The 14,179-nt window shown below is 70.8% G+C and carries 15 protein-coding genes; 3 read left to right on the top strand and 12 right to left on the bottom strand.

What is annotated here, in order from left to right; genetic code table 11:
* Positions 1-29 precede the first annotated feature (29 nt).
* On the top strand, positions 30-1,439 hold the full coding sequence (locus RBR11_RS05330; protein ID WP_308488260.1) for a DUF3100 domain-containing protein: 1,410 nt from the start codon (positions 30-32) through the stop codon (positions 1,437-1,439).
* An 8-nt stretch (positions 1,440-1,447) separates the two neighbouring features.
* Here the strand turns inward: RBR11_RS05330 and RBR11_RS05325 are convergent, their stop codons facing one another.
* From RBR11_RS05325 to RBR11_RS05315, 3 genes are read right to left on the bottom strand one after another with little or no spacing between them, the layout of a single operon-like run.
* Complete coding sequence (locus RBR11_RS05325) at positions 1,448-2,047, bottom strand: energy-coupling factor transporter transmembrane component T family protein (protein ID WP_308488259.1); 600 nt, start codon at positions 2,045-2,047, stop codon at positions 1,448-1,450.
* On the bottom strand, positions 2,038-2,718 hold the full coding sequence (locus RBR11_RS05320; RefSeq protein ID WP_308488258.1) for an energy-coupling factor ABC transporter ATP-binding protein: 681 nt from the start codon (positions 2,716-2,718) through the stop codon (positions 2,038-2,040). The genes RBR11_RS05325 and RBR11_RS05320 overlap by 10 nt, the downstream gene beginning before the upstream one ends.
* Positions 2,715-3,326: a biotin transporter BioY gene (locus RBR11_RS05315; RefSeq protein WP_308488257.1), complete on the bottom strand. Its 612-nt coding sequence runs from the start codon at positions 3,324-3,326 to the stop codon at positions 2,715-2,717. The genes RBR11_RS05320 and RBR11_RS05315 overlap by 4 nt, the downstream gene beginning before the upstream one ends.
* Before the next feature lie 79 nt (positions 3,327-3,405).
* Here RBR11_RS05315 and RBR11_RS05310 point away from each other — a divergent pair, with 79 nt between their 5' ends.
* Complete coding sequence (locus RBR11_RS05310) at positions 3,406-3,969, top strand: TetR family transcriptional regulator (protein ID WP_308488256.1); 564 nt, start codon at positions 3,406-3,408, stop codon at positions 3,967-3,969.
* On the opposite strand, the gene RBR11_RS05305 is transcribed toward RBR11_RS05310, so the two are convergent.
* The 7 genes from RBR11_RS05305 to sufB form a co-directional block, all read right to left on the bottom strand.
* Entirely contained in the window at positions 3,923-5,284 is a 1,362-nt protein-coding gene (locus RBR11_RS05305) for an MFS transporter (protein WP_308488255.1), read from the bottom strand. The two genes, RBR11_RS05310 and RBR11_RS05305, sit on opposite strands and share 47 nt — an antisense overlap.
* The gene (locus RBR11_RS05300; protein WP_308488254.1) at positions 5,281-6,441 is read right to left on the bottom strand and encodes a MalY/PatB family protein; all 1,161 of its coding nucleotides are present in this window, start codon (positions 6,439-6,441) and stop codon (positions 5,281-5,283) included. The genes RBR11_RS05305 and RBR11_RS05300 overlap by 4 nt, the downstream gene beginning before the upstream one ends.
* 168 nt (positions 6,442-6,609) lie before the next feature.
* The gene (locus RBR11_RS05295) at positions 6,610-6,939 is read right to left on the bottom strand and encodes a metal-sulfur cluster assembly factor (RefSeq protein WP_159575921.1); all 330 of its coding nucleotides are present in this window, start codon (positions 6,937-6,939) and stop codon (positions 6,610-6,612) included.
* Between the two features lie 9 nt (positions 6,940-6,948).
* Complete coding sequence (gene sufC, locus RBR11_RS05290) at positions 6,949-7,719, bottom strand: Fe-S cluster assembly ATPase SufC (protein WP_308488253.1); 771 nt, start codon at positions 7,717-7,719, stop codon at positions 6,949-6,951.
* 47 nt (positions 7,720-7,766) lie between these two features.
* Positions 7,767-8,102 (bottom strand): non-heme iron oxygenase ferredoxin subunit, encoded by a 336-nt coding sequence (locus tag RBR11_RS05285; RefSeq protein ID WP_308488252.1) that lies wholly within the window; start codon positions 8,100-8,102, stop codon positions 7,767-7,769.
* Positions 8,099-9,304, bottom strand: coding sequence for a Fe-S cluster assembly protein SufD (gene sufD / locus RBR11_RS05280; RefSeq protein ID WP_308488251.1), 1,206 nt, complete (start codon positions 9,302-9,304; stop codon positions 8,099-8,101). The genes RBR11_RS05285 and sufD overlap by 4 nt, the downstream gene beginning before the upstream one ends.
* Positions 9,305-10,723 carry a Fe-S cluster assembly protein SufB gene (gene sufB / locus RBR11_RS05275; protein ID WP_308488250.1) on the bottom strand — a complete coding sequence of 473 codons (1,419 nt, stop codon included), beginning with the start codon at positions 10,721-10,723 and terminating at the stop codon, positions 9,305-9,307. It abuts the gene before it with no gap.
* Between the two features lie 258 nt (positions 10,724-10,981).
* On the opposite strand from sufB, the gene RBR11_RS05270 reads away from it, so the two are divergent.
* Positions 10,982-11,926, top strand: coding sequence for a COX15/CtaA family protein (locus RBR11_RS05270; protein ID WP_308488249.1), 945 nt, complete (start codon positions 10,982-10,984; stop codon positions 11,924-11,926).
* A gap of 18 nt (positions 11,927-11,944) precedes the next feature.
* Here RBR11_RS05270 and RBR11_RS05265 read toward each other — a convergent pair whose 3' ends face one another.
* Together RBR11_RS05265 and RBR11_RS05260 are read right to left on the bottom strand one after the other, a co-directional pair.
* A complete protein-coding gene (locus RBR11_RS05265) occupies positions 11,945-12,916 on the bottom strand; it encodes a helix-turn-helix transcriptional regulator (protein ID WP_308488248.1) in 972 nt (323 codons plus the stop codon).
* Between the two features lie 205 nt (positions 12,917-13,121).
* Positions 13,122-14,054, bottom strand: coding sequence for a heme o synthase (locus RBR11_RS05260; RefSeq protein WP_308488307.1), 933 nt, complete (start codon positions 14,052-14,054; stop codon positions 13,122-13,124).
* Positions 14,055-14,179: the final 125 nt, after the last annotated feature.

Below are 14,179 nucleotides of genomic sequence, written 5' to 3'. Positions count from 1 at the left end.
CTCTCCTTCCCGACCTCCTCGGAGACCTCATGACCGCTCCCTCCCCCGGCGTCGCGACGCAGCTGCGCCTGACCCTCCGATCCCCGCAGCTGTGGATCCTGATCGCGTTCGCCGTCCTGCTCGCCTCCGGCGCCCAGCTGATCGGTCCGCTCGTCATCCCGATCGGCATCGCGTCGGTGACGCTGCTCCCGATGATCTGGGGTCTCGTCGCCGGCGCCGTGGTGTCGGGGCAGCGCGTCAAGGCGTTCCCCGTCGACCTGCAGCACGCCGCGACGACCTTGATGGGGATCGGCGTGCTCGTGCTCGCCGTCCGGCTGTCGTTCGAGATCGGCCCGCAGCTGCCACTCGTCGTGAAGGCGGGGCCCGCGCTGCTGCTGCAGGAGCTCGGGCACATGCTCGGCACGATCGCGCTCGCCCTGCCGCTCGCGGTGCTGCTGAAGATGGGCCCCGCCACGATCGGCGCCACCTTCTCGATCGACCGCGAGACCTCGTTCGCGATGGTGAGCGAGCGCTACGGCGCCGACTCGCCGCAGTACCGCGGCGTGCTGTCGATGTACGTGTTCGGCACGGTGTTCGGCGCACTGCTGGTGAGCCTCATCGCCTCGGTCACCTCGTCGCTGGGCATCTTCGACCCGCGCGCCCTCGCGATGGGCGCGGGCGTGGGATCCGGATCGATGATGGCGGCGGCCGCGGCGGCCGTCGTCGCGAACCACCCCGAGCTCTCCCAGCAGGTGCTGGCGCTCGCGGCGACCTCGAACCTCATCACGAGCGTGCTCGGCCTGTACGTCGGCGTGTGGGTGGCGCTCCCGCTCGCGGAACGGTTCTACCGCGTGCTCACCCGAGGCCGCGACGACGCCCTCGCGCGCCGGATCCCGGCGGCGGCGCTCGCGGGTGCGGAGTTCGGCGGATCGGACATCGGCCCCGCGGATGTCCCCGCCGCGACCCCACCCGCGCCCAGCACCACCCAGATCAAGGTGCAGAAGCTGATCGGGAAGTCGCCCGTGTCGCTCCCGCTGTGGACCTCGCTGACCGTCGTGCTCGGTGTCGGCGTCGTCCTCAGCATCGTCGCGACGAAGGCGTTCTCCTGGACGATCCTGGTCGGGTACGGCGTGATCGCGGTCATCGTGCTGGCCGCCCTGGGCCTGTCCCGGCTCACCCGGGGCCGCGTCCCCGCCATCGTGACGGTCATGACGGTCGGGATCCTCTCCACATCACCGTTCTCGCCGGTCGGGCGATGGGTGCTCGAGATGGCGCACGCGGTCGACTTCCTCTCGATCACGACGTTCGTGCTGACGTTCGCGGGTCTCAGCCTGGGCAAGGACCTGCCGATGCTGCGCAGCATCGGCTGGAAGATCCTGCCCGTCGGCTTCGTGGCCATCACCGCGTCGTTCGTGCTGTCCGTCCTCGTCGCCGAACTCGTGCTGCGTACGACCGGCTGACCTCACAGTCAGCCGAGGCCGCGCGCGGACAGGGCGTCGCCGACGTCGTCCGCGTGCCGGAGCGTGCGCACCAGCAGCGGCACCACGCCGCGCACGCCGAGGCGCACGCCGCGGGCGCGCTGCGCCTCCCGCACCTCGGCGGCGAACCCGGCGACCACCGGGATCATCGTGATCGTGAGCGACAGGGCCAGGGCGACGGCGTCGGGATCCGCGCCGAACCGGCGCAGCGGCTCCAGGATCCGCTGCAGCACGGCGAGCAGGTCACCCATCCGCGTCGTGATCGTCAGCAGGCTCGCGAGCAGCACGAGCGCGACCACCCGGCCCGTGCTGATCCAGGCGGCGAGCGGCGAGGCGAAGATCCACAGGGCCGCCGCGAGCACCAGCACGAGCCAGCGCAGCCGCCAGATCTCCGCACCGAGGACCGCCGCTGGCAGCCGCGCGAGCCCGTACAGGAGGAGGACGACGGCCAGCGCGGCTCCGACACCGACCGCACCGAGCGGCACCGCGGAGACGACGAGCGCCGTCACCGCGACGATCGCGAGCTTCGCTCCCGCGGGCAGGCGGTGCACCAGGCTCGATCCCGGGCGGTACAGCTGGATCACGCGCATCGCCTCCGGTAGTCGGCGACCACTTCGGCCGGCTCCCCCACCGCCGCGACGCCGCCGTCCTCGAAGAGCACGGCGGCATCGCAGCGCGTCGCGAGCTCGAGGTCGTGCGTCACGACGACGAGCTGCGCGGCCTGGGCGAGCAGCAGATCGCCGATCCGCCGGGCGTTGCGCAGGTCGAGGAGCGTGGTGGGCTCGTCCGCGACGAGCAGCGCGGGCGCGGTGATGAGCACGGACGCGAGCGCCAGCAGTTGCTTCTGCCCGCCGGACAGCGCGGACGCCGGGGCATCCGCGTGCCCGGCGAGGCCGTGTTCGGCCAGGGTCTCGGCGACCCGCCGCTCCCGCTCCCCGCGATCGATGCCGCGCAGTGACAGCGCAAGGTCCTCAGCGGGGGTCGGCATGAGGATCTGCGCCTGCGGATCCGTGAACACGAAGCCCACACGGCGGCGCACCTCGTGCCGGTCCCTCTGCGGATCCAGCCCGTGCACCGACACCGCACCCGCTGTCGGCTCGACGAGCCCGTTCAGCAGGCGCGCGAAGGTGGACTTCCCCGACCCGTTCGCCCCGATCACCGCGATCCGGCGGGCGGACAGGTCGAGGTCGATCCCCTCGAGGATCCGACGGTCGTCGCGGACGACGTCGACCGCGTCGAGCCGGATCCGTGCTTCCGTCACTGCGAGACGGCCCGCGCGGGCGCACCCGCGGAACGGGTGCCGAACGCCGGCGGGTACGCCCGCGCGAGCGCCAGCGTCAGCGCCGTGGCGAGGGCGGCCTTGAGCAGGTCGCCGGGCAGGAACACGAGGCTGGACAGCGCGGTCGCGCCGAGCGGGGTGCCCAGCACGAGCGCCTGCACCGGCACGCCGAACAGGTAGACGACGCCGATGCCGCCGGCCACGCTCGCCAGTGCGACGCGCCACCAGGAGAGCCGGCCGGAGCGGGCGATCGCACCGATCACGAGGACGCCGGCCACCCAGCCGACCAGATACCCCGCCGACGGGCCGACGAACACGCCGAGCCCCCCTCGTCCTCCGGCGAGAACCGGAAGGCCGACCGCCGTGAGCACGAGCACCAGCAGCACCGCCCAGGGCGCGCGGCGCCATCCGAGCACGGTGCCCGCGAGCATGACGCCGAGAGTCTGTCCGGTCACCGGCACTCCCCCGGCGATCGGCACGATGATCGTGCCGAGCACGATGATGAGCGCGGCGAACACCGCGATGCGGGCGAGGTCGGCGGCGCCGAGGCGGGCGCCGGACGAAACGGATCGGGGGGTCTGCGGGGTCATCGGGTTCCTCGTCTTCGCGGGTTCTGCGCAGGTCTTCCTGAACAGTGTTCACCTGAACGGCGTTCAGTATACTCAGACCATGACCCCAGCCCGGAATGGACGACACGACCGCGAGCACATCGTCGGCGTCGCACTCGATCTCCTCGACCGATACGGGCTCCCGGATCTCACCATGCGCCGCCTCGCCGCCGAGCTCGAGGTCCAGCCCAGCGCGCTGTACTGGCACTTCGCGAGCAAGCAGGACCTCCTCGCGGCGGTCGCGGACCGGATCCTGGAGCGGATCCCCGCCCCGCAGGGCGATCTGCTCGCCACCGCACGGCGGGTGCGCGACGCCCTGCTCGCGTACCGGGACGGCGCGGAGGTCGTACTGAGCTCCGCCGCGCTGCGCCCCGGCCCCTCCCGCGCGCACGAGGCTCTCCGCGCCGCACTGGGCGAGAGCGCGCCGGGCGGAGCCGACATCGCGGCGACGGCCGTGCTGCAGTTCATCCTGGGGCACACGTCGCTCGTTCAGCAGCGCATGCACGGCGAGAGCCACGGCGCCGCGGCGGATGCGCCGGATCAGGACGCCGCGGTGTTCGACGCGGGGATCCTGATGCTCACCCGCGGTGCGGGTGCCGCGGATCCAATCGCAGCCCGGGGATGACCGCGAGCAGCACCAGCCCTCCCGCGATGAGGAACACGATCGGGAAGCCGGATCCCGCGATGAGCGCGGAGCCGAAGGCGATGCCGGCGACAGCGATCGCCACGGCGGAACCGGTGGAGTCGGAGATCGACAGCGCGGACGAGTTGAAGCCCTGATCCGTCGGCGTGGAGTCGGCGAGGGTCAGCACCGTGAGACGGGGATACAGCAGGCCCATCCCCCCGCCGGCGAACCCCCAGCCGATCATCGCGGCCGCCGGCGGCAGCACGCCGAGCGCGACGAGCAGCTCCGCGGCCATCCCGATCCCGAGGAGGACGAGGCTGCTCGCCGCGATCCGGGTGCTCCCCCAGATGTCGCCGAACCGCCCCTGCAGCCAGGACGCCGTCGACCAGGCGATCGCCGCGAGGGTGAGGGCGAGCCCCGCCACCGTGGGCGGCACGTCGAACCGGGCGATGAGCAGATACGGGATGTACGCCTCGGCGGCGAAGAAGCTCCCCGAGACCACCCCGCGCATCAGCACGACGCTGGGCAGGCCGCGGACCGCGCGCAGCGCCCCGACGGGGAGCAGCGGTCGGATCGACACGGCGATCACGAGCACCACGAGCACGGCGAGAGGCCAGCGCCACGCTTCCGGGGCGTCGACCGCGAAACCGATCGCCACGGCACCGACGGCGACCATCACGGCGAACAGCAGGCGCCGCCCGATACCCCTGCCCGCCCCCTCGTGCTCGCCGCCGCCCAGGTCGACGTCGCGCAGCAGGAGCACGACGAGCACGAACGCGGCCGCCACGAGCACCGCGACGCCGAGGAACGTCCATCGCCAGTGCAGGTACTCCGTGACCGCGCCGGCGAGGAACGGCCCCACCATCGACGGCACCACCCAGGCGGCGGCGAACGCGGCGAACACCCGTCCGTGCACCGCCGGCGGGTAGAACCGCGCCACGACCACGTACAGCGCGACCGTCTGCGCGCCTGCGCCGAGCCCCTGCACGAGCCGCCCGACGAGAAGCACCGGCATCGTCGTGGCGGCGCCGGCGATCACGAGGCCCGCGAGGAAGAGCCCGGTCGCCGCGTACAGCGCGCCGCGCGGCCCCGCCCTGTCGCACCACGCGCCGGCCGCGACCATCCCGATCACGCCGGTCGCGAGAGTGCCCGCGAAGGCGACGGCGTACAGCTCCTCGCCGTGCAGGTCGCGGCTGACGATCGGCATGACCGTCGTGACCGCCAAGGACTCGACGGCCGCGAGGAAGATCAGTGCGAAAGCGCCGATCGTGACGCCTCCGCGGCGCCCCCGCCAGATCGACTCGACCGCGCTCATCCCCGCAGCAGGGCCGCGATCCGGTGCACCGCCTCGGTGAGCACCTCGGGGGCGCAGCCGAGATTGAACCGGACGTGCCCGCGCCCCTCCGCGCCGAACGTCGGGCCGCGGTTCAGGGCGACACGGGCGTCCCGCAGGATCCGGCCCGCAGGGTCGTCGCCCCAGCCGAGGCCCCGGAGGTCCACCCAGGCCAGGTAACCCGCGTCCGGAATCCGGTAGTCCGCGTCGGGCAGGTGCTCTGCGAGGAGCTCGGCGAGCAGCCGCCTGTTGTGGTCGAGGGCGGCGAGCAGGGAGTCGAGCCAGGCATCACTCTCCGGGCTCCAGGCGGCGACGGCGGCGAGGGCTCCGAACAGCCCGGTGCGCCACTCCACCTCCTCCGGGAGGGCGCGCACGACGGCGTCGGTCTTCTCGCTGGCGGTGACCATGACCGCGCACTTGAGCCCGGCCAGGTTGTACGCCTTGCTCGCGCTGGTGACGGCGTAGCCGATCTCCGCCGCGACCGGCGAGGCGGTGAGGAAGGGGGTGTAGTGCATGCCCGGCTGCACGAGCGGGGCGTGGATCTCGTCGCTCACGACCACGGCGCCGTGCGCGGCGGCGATCTCGGCCAGGCGGGCGAGCACGGCCCGCGAGTGGACGGTGCCGGTGGGGTTGTGCGGGTTGCACAGCAGCACGGCCCTCGCCCCGCCGGCCAGCGCCTGCTCGATGCCGTTCAGGTCGAGCAGCCATGATCCGTCGATGTCGATGAGTGGCACGCGCTCCACGACGCCGCCGGCCTCCTCGACGCAGTCGAAGAACGGCGGGTACACGGGCGGGGCGACGATCACCCGGTCCCCGGGCTTCAGCACCGCGCGCAGGATCTCGACGACGCCCATCATGACGTCGCAGGTGGACCGGATCCGGCTCGGCTGCACCTCCCACCCGAACCGGCGGCGGGCGTACGCCGCGAACGCGTCGCGGATCCCGGGGTCCGGCGGGGTGTAGCCGGTGTCGCCGAGTTCGACCGCGGTGCGCAGGCGCTCGGTGATGGCGTCCGCGAGCGGGAAGTCCGTCTCCGCCACGAACAGGGGCAGCACGTCCTCGGGGTACGTGCGCCATTTGGTGCTGGACCGGCGGCGGAGCTGTTCGAGCGGGAGGGCCTGGAGCGGAGCGATCGTCACCGGACGAGCCTATCGAGCCGGAGGACGACGAAGGCCTGGCGCCGTCATACGGCGTCAGGCCTTCGGAGGAGGCTTGCGAAGGTTTCGGCTCGCTCGCCTCCGGCGTGCTCGCTCACCCTTGACACGATCTCGCATCAACGCCGCTGCGCGGCATTGATCCGAGCCGTGTCAAATCGCGAAGCCGAGGGCGCGCATCTGGTCGCGCCCGTCGTCGGTGATCCGCTCGGGGCCCCACGGCGGCATCCAGACCCAGTTGATGCGGAACCGGTCGACGACGTTGTCCAGCGCCTGTCCGGTCTGCTCCTCGAGCACGTCGGTGAGCGGGCAGCCGGCGCTCGTCAGCGTCATGTGGATGACGAGGGCGTCGTTCTCCTCGTCCCAGGAGAGATCGTAGATGAGACCGAGGTCGACGACGTTGATCCCGAGCTCGGGATCCACCACGTCCTTGAGCGCCTCGGTGACCTCGTCGTACTTCTCTCCGGTCAGCGTTGCGGTCATGACTTCAGCCTACGCTTCGATGGGGGCGCTGGGGTCGAGGAAGCGGTCGTAGCCCTCGTCCTCGAGACGCTCGGCGAGCTCGGGGCCGCCCTCCTCCACGATCCGGCCGCCGACGACCACGTGCACGAAGTCGGGGTGGATGTAGCGCAGGATGCGCGTGTAGTGCGTGATGAGCAGCACGCCGAGGTCGGTGTGCTCCTTGGCGCGGTTCACACCCTCGGAGACGATCTTCAGCGCGTCGACGTCGAGCCCGGAGTCGGTCTCGTCGAGCACGGCGATCTTCGGCTTGAGCACCTCGAGCTGGAGGATCTCGTGACGCTTCTTCTCGCCGCCGGAGAAGCCCTCGTTGACGTTGCGCTGCGCGAACTTCGGGTCCATGCGCAGGTTCGACATGGCCTCCTTGACGTCCTTCGTCCACTGCCGGATCGAGGGGGCCTCGCCGTCGAGCGCGGTCTTGGCGGTGCGCAGGAAGTTGGTGACGGTGACGCCGGGGATCTCCACCGGGTACTGCATCGCGAGGAAGAGGCCAGCGCGGGCGCGCTCGTCGACGGTCATCGCGAGGACGTCCTCGCCGTCGAGCGTGATGGTGCCGCCGGTGACGGTGTACTTCGGGTGACCGGCGATCGTGTACGCCAGGGTGGACTTGCCGGACCCGTTCGGGCCCATGATGGCGTGGGTCTCACCGGTGCGCATGGTGAGCGTGATCCCGTTCAGGATCGGCGTGGTGCCGGCTTCGGTCTCGACCGTCACGTGCAGGTCGCGGATCTCGAGGACAGACATGGATGATTCCTTCGTGGTTTCGTGAAGCTTCGTGTGCGGACGGGGGCTCAGAGGCCCGACACGTCCTTCGTGACGGTGGGGTCGATCATGACGTCGTCGCCGACGATCTCGACCGTGTACACCGGGACCGGCTCGTAGGCCGGCAGGTTCAGCGGCTTGCCCGAGCACAGCGAGAACGCCGAGCCGTGCGCCCAGCACTCCAGCGTGGTGCCCTCGACGAACCCCTCCGACAGAGAGATGTCGCCGTGCGTGCAGGTGTCGCCGATCGCATGGATCGTTCCCTCGGAGTCGAGGACGACCGCCATCGGCACGCCGTCGAGCTCCACGCGCAGCGGAGTGTCCTCCTGCAGGTCGGCGACCGCGCAGGCACGCTGGGCGGTCACGCGCTGACCGCCGCGAGCTCGGCCTCGATCTCCTGGAGGAGTTCCGCCTCGAGGGACGGGATGCCGAGACGCTGGACGATGTCGCTGAGGAAGCCCAGCACGACGAGTCGTCGCGCCTCCTCCTCGCCGATCCCGCGGGCCTGCAGGTAGAACAGCTGCTCGTCGTCGAAGCGACCGGTGGCGCTGGCGTGGCCCGCGCCGAGGATGTCGCCCGTCTCGATCTCCAGATTCGGGATCGAGTCGGCGCGCGCCCCCTCGGTGAGGACCAGGTTGCGGTTCGCCTCGTACGAGTCGGTGCCCACCGCGCCCGGGCCGATCAGCACGTCGCCGACCCACACACTGTGCGCGCTCTCGCCCTGCAGCGCACCCTTGTAGAGCACGTCGCCCGTGGTGTGCGGGCCCTTGTGGTGCAGGTACACCTGGCTCTCCAGGTGCTGTCCGGCGTCGGCGTAGGACAGGCCGTAGAGGCGCGCCTCGGCGCCGGCGCCGTCGAGCTCGACGTTCGGGTTCACCCGGACCACGTTGCCGCCGAAGCTGACGACGATGTGCGTGAGGTGCGCGTCGCGGCCGATCCTCGCCTGGTGCGAGGCCGCGTGGATCGCGTCGTCCTGCCACTGCTGCACGGTCACGAGCGTGAGCCGGGCGCCGTCGCGGACGAGGATCTCGACGTTCTGCGCGAGCTGGGCGGAGCCGGCGTGGCGCAGCACCACGGTCGCGGAGCTGTTCACCCCGGCCTCGATCACGAAGTGCTCGTCGGCGCGGAGGTCGGCGCCGCGACCCGTGAGCTGCACGAAGATCGGCTCGGCGACCTCCTCGTTCGCGGGGATGGCGATGTGGCGCGCCTCGGCGCTGCCCTGCCAGGCGACGGCGGAGACGATGTCCTCCGGGCGGAAGACCTCGCCGCGGGGGGCGTCGCCGAAGCCCAGCGCGGGACGCACGAACGCCTCGTCGCTGATCTCGAACGAGACGCCGTCGACGGAACCGGCGGGCTGGAAGAGCCCCTTCAGCTGCGCGACGGGGGTGTGCTTCCAGTTGACCTCGCGGCCCGTGGGGGCGCCGAAGTCGGCCGGGTCGAACGAGTGCGGGCGCTCGGAGCGGGTCTGCACCGGGACGGTCTTGCCGGCGTCCGCGAGCTGCGCGGCCGGGTCGACGTGGGCGTGCGTGTCCTGCGCCTCGGCGGGCGCGGTCGTAGCGGCGGTCATCTAGCCGACCGATCCTTCCATGCCCATCTCGATGAGCTTGTTCAGTTCCATCGCGTATTCCATGGGCAGCTCGCGCGCGATCGGCTCGATGAAGCCGCGCACGATCATCGCCATCGCCTCGTCCTCGGGCATGCCACGGGACTGCAGGTAGAAGAGCTGCTCCTCGCTCACCTTCGAGACCGTGGCCTCGTGGCCGAGCTGGACGTCGTCCACGCGGATGTCGATCGCGGGGTACGTGTCGGAGCGGGACTGGGTGTCCACGAGCAGGGCGTCGCAGCGCACGGTGTTCGCGGAGTGGTGCGCGTTCGCGTCCACGCGGACCTCACCGCGGTAGCCGGCACGGCCTCCGCCGCGGGCGATCGACTTGGAGACGATCGACGACTGCGTGTACGGCGCCATGTGGATCATCTTCGCGCCGGCGTCCTGGTGCTGGCCGGGACCGGCGAAGGCGACCGACAGGGTCTCGCCCTTGGCGCGCTCGCCCATCAGGTAGATCGACGGGTACTTCATCGTCACCTTGGAGCCGATGTTGCCGTCGACCCACTCCATGGTCGCGCCCTCGTGCGCCACGGCGCGCTTGGTGACCAGGTTGTAGACGTTGTTCGACCAGTTCTGGATCGTCGTGTACCGCACGCGGGCGTTCTTCTTCACGATGATCTCGACGACGGCCGAGTGCAGCGAGTCGCTCTTGTAGATCGGCGCCGTGCAACCCTCGATGTAGTGCACGTAGCTGTCCTCGTCGGCGATGATCAGCGTGCGCTCGAACTGGCCCATGTTCTCGGTGTTGATCCGGAAGTAGGCCTGCAGCGGGATCTCGACGTGCACGCCCTTGGGCACGTACACGAACGATCCGCCGGACCACACCGCGGTGTTCAGCGCGGCGAACTTGTTGTCGCCGGCCGGGATCACGGTGCCGAAGTACTCCTCGAAGAACTCGGGGTGCTCGCGCAGGGCGGTGTCGGTGTCCATGAAGATGACGCCCTGCTGCTCCAGGTCCTCACGGATCTGGTGGTAAACGACCTCGGACTCGTACTGCGCGGCGACGCCGGCGACGAGGCGCTGGCGCTCGGCCTCGGGGATCCCGAGGCGCTCGTAGGTCGCCCGGATGTCCTCCGGGAGGTCCTCCCAGCTCTGCGCCTGCTTCTCGGTGGAGCGGACGAAGTACTTGATGTTGTCGAAGTCGATCTCGCTGAGGTCGGCGCCCCAGGTCGGCATCGGCTTGCGGCCGAAGAGCGACAGACCCTTCAGACGGTTCTTCAGCATCCACTCGGGCTCGCTCTTGAGAGCCGAGATGTCCCGCACCACGGCCTCGGAAAGGCCACGGCGGGCGCTGGCACCGGCAGCATCCGGGTCGTGCCAGCCGAACTCGTACACCCCCAGACCTTCCAGCTCCGGGCGGTCGATCAGCACATCCGACATCACACTCTCCTCTTGGGCCGTAACGGTTCAGCCGCCCCGGCACACCGTCGCTCCCGTCGAGTCTGCAGGGAGACGGGTGCCGCTCTGGGCCCTCATCTTTGACGCATAGCGTTCGCGCCTAAACTGTGTTGTCGATGGCGGAGCCACAGGCGGCTTGCAAGCCGCGCTCGTGTCCACCATCGCCAACACCCCTGATTCTACAGGTTCCCTCCGACATCCGGGCCGCCGTGCCCGCGCCCGGAGGGCGCCGGAGGAGCCATGCCCGAGACCGAGACCCCCCTGGCAGCCCGCACCCGCCCCGGATTCATGGGCCGAGTCCATGAATGGCTGCCCGACCGGGTGGACGCGCGCGTGCGGATTGCGGCCTGGGTGTCGTTCATCCTGGAGATCGCGATCGTGGGCACCGGCGGCGCCGTGCGCCTCACCGACTCCGGCCTCGGCTGCGAGTGGCCGCTGTGCACGCCGGGATCCCTGTTCCCCACCGCACAGCAGAGCTACCACTCCCTCATCGAGTTCAGCAACCGCGGCCTGAGCTTCTTCGTGGGACTCGCGGCGATCGTCGTGATCGTGTTCGTCTCGCGGATCCGCGCCGAGCGGCGGGACCTGTGGACGATGGCGTGGCTGGTGTTCGGCGGCGTGCTGCTGCAGGGCATCGTCGGCGGCATCCTCGTGCTCTTCGCGCTGCACCCGAACATGGTCGCGTTCCACTACATCGTGTCGCTCGTGCTCGTCGGGATCTCCGCCGCGTTCGTGCAGCGGATGGGGCAGCCCCGCGGCGCGCGGGAGAGAGCGGTGCCGAAGGTCTTCGCGATCCTCACGCACATCACCTCCTTCGTCCTCGCCCTCACGGTCCTCGTCGGCGTGCTCACCACCGGTGCGGGGCCGCACTCGGGCGACCCGGAGGTCACCCTGCGCAACGGCTTCGACGCCACCCTGCTCGAGCACGTGCACTCCTGGCCCGCCTACACGCTGTTCGCGCTGACGATCGTCCTGCTCGTGATCGCCGCCGTGCGCAGGCTCACCGCGGTCCGCGGCTGGCTCATCGCGCTCTTCGGCATCGAGCTCGTGCAGATCGCCGTCGGCCTCTACCAGGCCCGCAACGCCCTGCCGCCGCTCGCGGTCGGGGTGCACATGGTCCTCGCCGCGATCCTCGTCGCGACCTGCAGCGCCCTGGTGCTGACGCTGAAACGCCCCGCCGCCTGATCGATACCGGCGCTGCGTTCAGCCGCGCGCCGGCCCTGCCCCCGGGCTGCCGTCCTGCGCCCAGGCCACCCCGAGGGCGAATAGGGTCGACACCCCGTAGCGCTCCATCGCGGCGGAGATCCGCCGACGACCGGTGCGCGGCGTGATCCCGAGCGAGCGCGACGCCGCGTCGAGGGTCATCCCGCGCCGCATCCGCTGCAGCAGCGCGCCATAGCCACCCGGATCGGACTCGATCGGGTGCGCCTGCTGCCACAGGAGCGCGAAGCAGTCCCGGGCGAGGCCGGCGATCACCGGGCTGGACACCGCGATCACGCTGTGCGGCGCTTGATCCCCCCACATCATGGGCAGGGCTGTGACGTCGTCGTCGTCCACCCAGAACCAGCTCGGCGGGTTGGACAGCATCCGGAACTCCACGGAGGAGTCCTCGTAGATCCGCAGCAGCTCCTCCAGCCGCTCGTCGAGCGTGACGGCGGGCAGGATCGCGCGCACCGAGTCGTAGGCCGACATGGCGTCGGCGAAGGCGCGCATCCGCTCGGAGCCGCTCGCGCGGTAGCGTTCGATGTCGGTGAGGACCGCGCAGACCGAACCGCCCGGGGTGATCCGCGACGACTGCACGGCGAACCAGAGGTCCTCCGCGGCATGCGGGCCATGCGCGGTCTGCAACGGGATCCGGTCCTGAGCGATCGCCTCACCGAAGCTCCATGCGGACGTGCGCCGGGCGATCCCGTCCACGATCGCCGCGAGCCGGGCGCTGCGCTCCGCCGCCTCGGCCCGTTCGGTCTGCAGCAGCCGTTCGATCGCGAGCGCGGCCGCATGGGCCGGCGCATTGAGCAGGATCACGCTGTCCTGCAGCGACAGATGCCCGTCGCGAGCGAGCCGAGCGAGCCGCGCGCGGGCCTCGGCGACGCTGATCCCGGCCCGTGCGGACACGGCGTCGAGGTCGTGCAGCCGCTCCCGATGCAGGAGCTCCAGCAGGTCGTCGTCCGTCACAACATGTCCTCTTCCGGACAACGCACGAACCGGTCCTTGCGTCGTCCTGATCAGGTCAGTTTGATGATCATGGACGCTAGCAGGAGGACGGCGATGGGGACAGAGCCCCGTCTGCAAGCGCTGGGGACGCGGGTCCCGGTACCCGAAATGCCGGGACCTACCCCCTCCGACGGACGCGTCGTCGCCGGGGCTCGGAGCCGTGCGATCAGAACGGCAGCAGCGGGTCGACCGCGACGGCGAGGAAGACCAGCGTCAGATAGGTGATCGACGCGTGGAAGACGCGCATCGGCTTCGCCGCGGCGCCCTTGACGGCCTGCGTGTAGAGCCGGTGCGACTCGTACACGAACCAGCCGCCGAACACCAGCGCGGAGACCGTGTAGACCAGTCCCATCCCGGCGACCGGGATCAGCAGCAGCGAGCAGGCCAGCGTCGCCCACGCGTACAGGATCACCTGCAGGCCGACCTGAGGAGCCGAGCGGGTGACGCCCAGCATGGGCACATCGACGTCCTCGTAGTCGTGCTTGTACTTCATCGAGAGCGGCCAGTAGTGCGCCGGCGTCCACAGGAACACGAGCACGAACAGCACGAAGGCGGGCCAGTCGAGCGAGCCGGTGACGGCCGACCAGCCGATCAGCACCGGGAAGCATCCGGCGATCCCGCCCCAGATGATGTTCTGCTCGGTGCGCCGCTTCAGGATCATCGTGTAGATCACGACGTAGAAGAAGATGGCTCCGGCGGACAGCGCCGCGGCCAGCCCGTTCGTGGTGAGCCACAGCCACGCCGTGGACAGGACCGCGAGCGCCCAGGAGAAGATCAGCGCGCCGCGCGGCGAGACGTCGCCGGTGACCAGCGGCCGGTTCTCCGTGCGGTGCATGTGCGCGTCGATGTCGCGATCGAGGTACATGTTGAACGACGCGGCGGATCCGGCGCTCATCGCGCCGCCGATCACGGTGGCGGCGACCAGCCAGAGGTTCGGCAGCCCGTGCTGCGCCAGGAACATGACGGGCACCGTCGACACGAGCAGCAGCTCGAGCACGCGCGGCTTGGTCAGCTCGAGATAGCCCTTCAGCGTCCGCTTCAGGGAGCGCTCGGCGGAGACGGGATCGATGGTGGTCGCGATGCTGACCGCCTCCTTCATGAGCACACGGGAACACCTCCATCTTATGCCACCGCGGAATCCCTCTCGGGGCGCCTCACGCACCCCTCCCCTCGACCCGTCTCCCCGGGTCCGCAACAGTTCGCCCCGCCCGGGCGTGCCGTCGG

Origin of the sequence: Microbacterium capsulatum (assembly GCF_030865425.1) — a bacterium.
GTDB lineage: Bacteria > Actinomycetota > Actinomycetes > Actinomycetales > Microbacteriaceae > Microbacterium > Microbacterium capsulatum.
The sequence above is the reverse complement of the archived record's forward strand: the minus strand, read 5'-3'. Positions and strand labels throughout refer to the sequence as shown.

What these genes read in the sequence shown, in the direction of transcription:
- sufC (WP_308488253.1), bottom strand. Translation starts at nt 7,719, where the DNA reads ATGTCTGTCCTCGAGATCCGCGACCTGCACGTGACGGTCGAGACCGAA.
- RBR11_RS05305 (WP_308488255.1), bottom strand. Translation starts at nt 5,284, where the DNA reads ATGAGCGCGGTCGAGTCGATCTGGCGGGGGCGCCGCGGAGGCGTCACG.
- RBR11_RS05315 (WP_308488257.1), bottom strand. Translation starts at nt 3,326, where the DNA reads ATGACCCCGCAGACCCCCCGATCCGTTTCGTCCGGCGCCCGCCTCGGC.
- RBR11_RS05325 (WP_308488259.1), bottom strand. Translation starts at nt 2,047, where the DNA reads ATGCGCGTGATCCAGCTGTACCGCCCGGGATCGAGCCTGGTGCACCGC.
- RBR11_RS05310 (WP_308488256.1), top strand. Translation starts at nt 3,406, where the DNA reads ATGACCCCAGCCCGGAATGGACGACACGACCGCGAGCACATCGTCGGC.
- sufD (WP_308488251.1), bottom strand. Translation starts at nt 9,304, where the DNA reads ATGACCGCCGCTACGACCGCGCCCGCCGAGGCGCAGGACACGCACGCC.
- RBR11_RS05270 (WP_308488249.1), top strand. Translation starts at nt 10,982, where the DNA reads ATGCCCGAGACCGAGACCCCCCTGGCAGCCCGCACCCGCCCCGGATTC.
- RBR11_RS05260 (WP_308488307.1), bottom strand. Translation starts at nt 14,054, where the DNA reads ATGAAGGAGGCGGTCAGCATCGCGACCACCATCGATCCCGTCTCCGCC.
- RBR11_RS05330 (WP_308488260.1), top strand. Translation starts at nt 30, where the DNA reads ATGACCGCTCCCTCCCCCGGCGTCGCGACGCAGCTGCGCCTGACCCTC.
- RBR11_RS05295 (WP_159575921.1), bottom strand. Translation starts at nt 6,939, where the DNA reads ATGACCGCAACGCTGACCGGAGAGAAGTACGACGAGGTCACCGAGGCG.
- sufB (WP_308488250.1), bottom strand. Translation starts at nt 10,723, where the DNA reads ATGTCGGATGTGCTGATCGACCGCCCGGAGCTGGAAGGTCTGGGGGTG.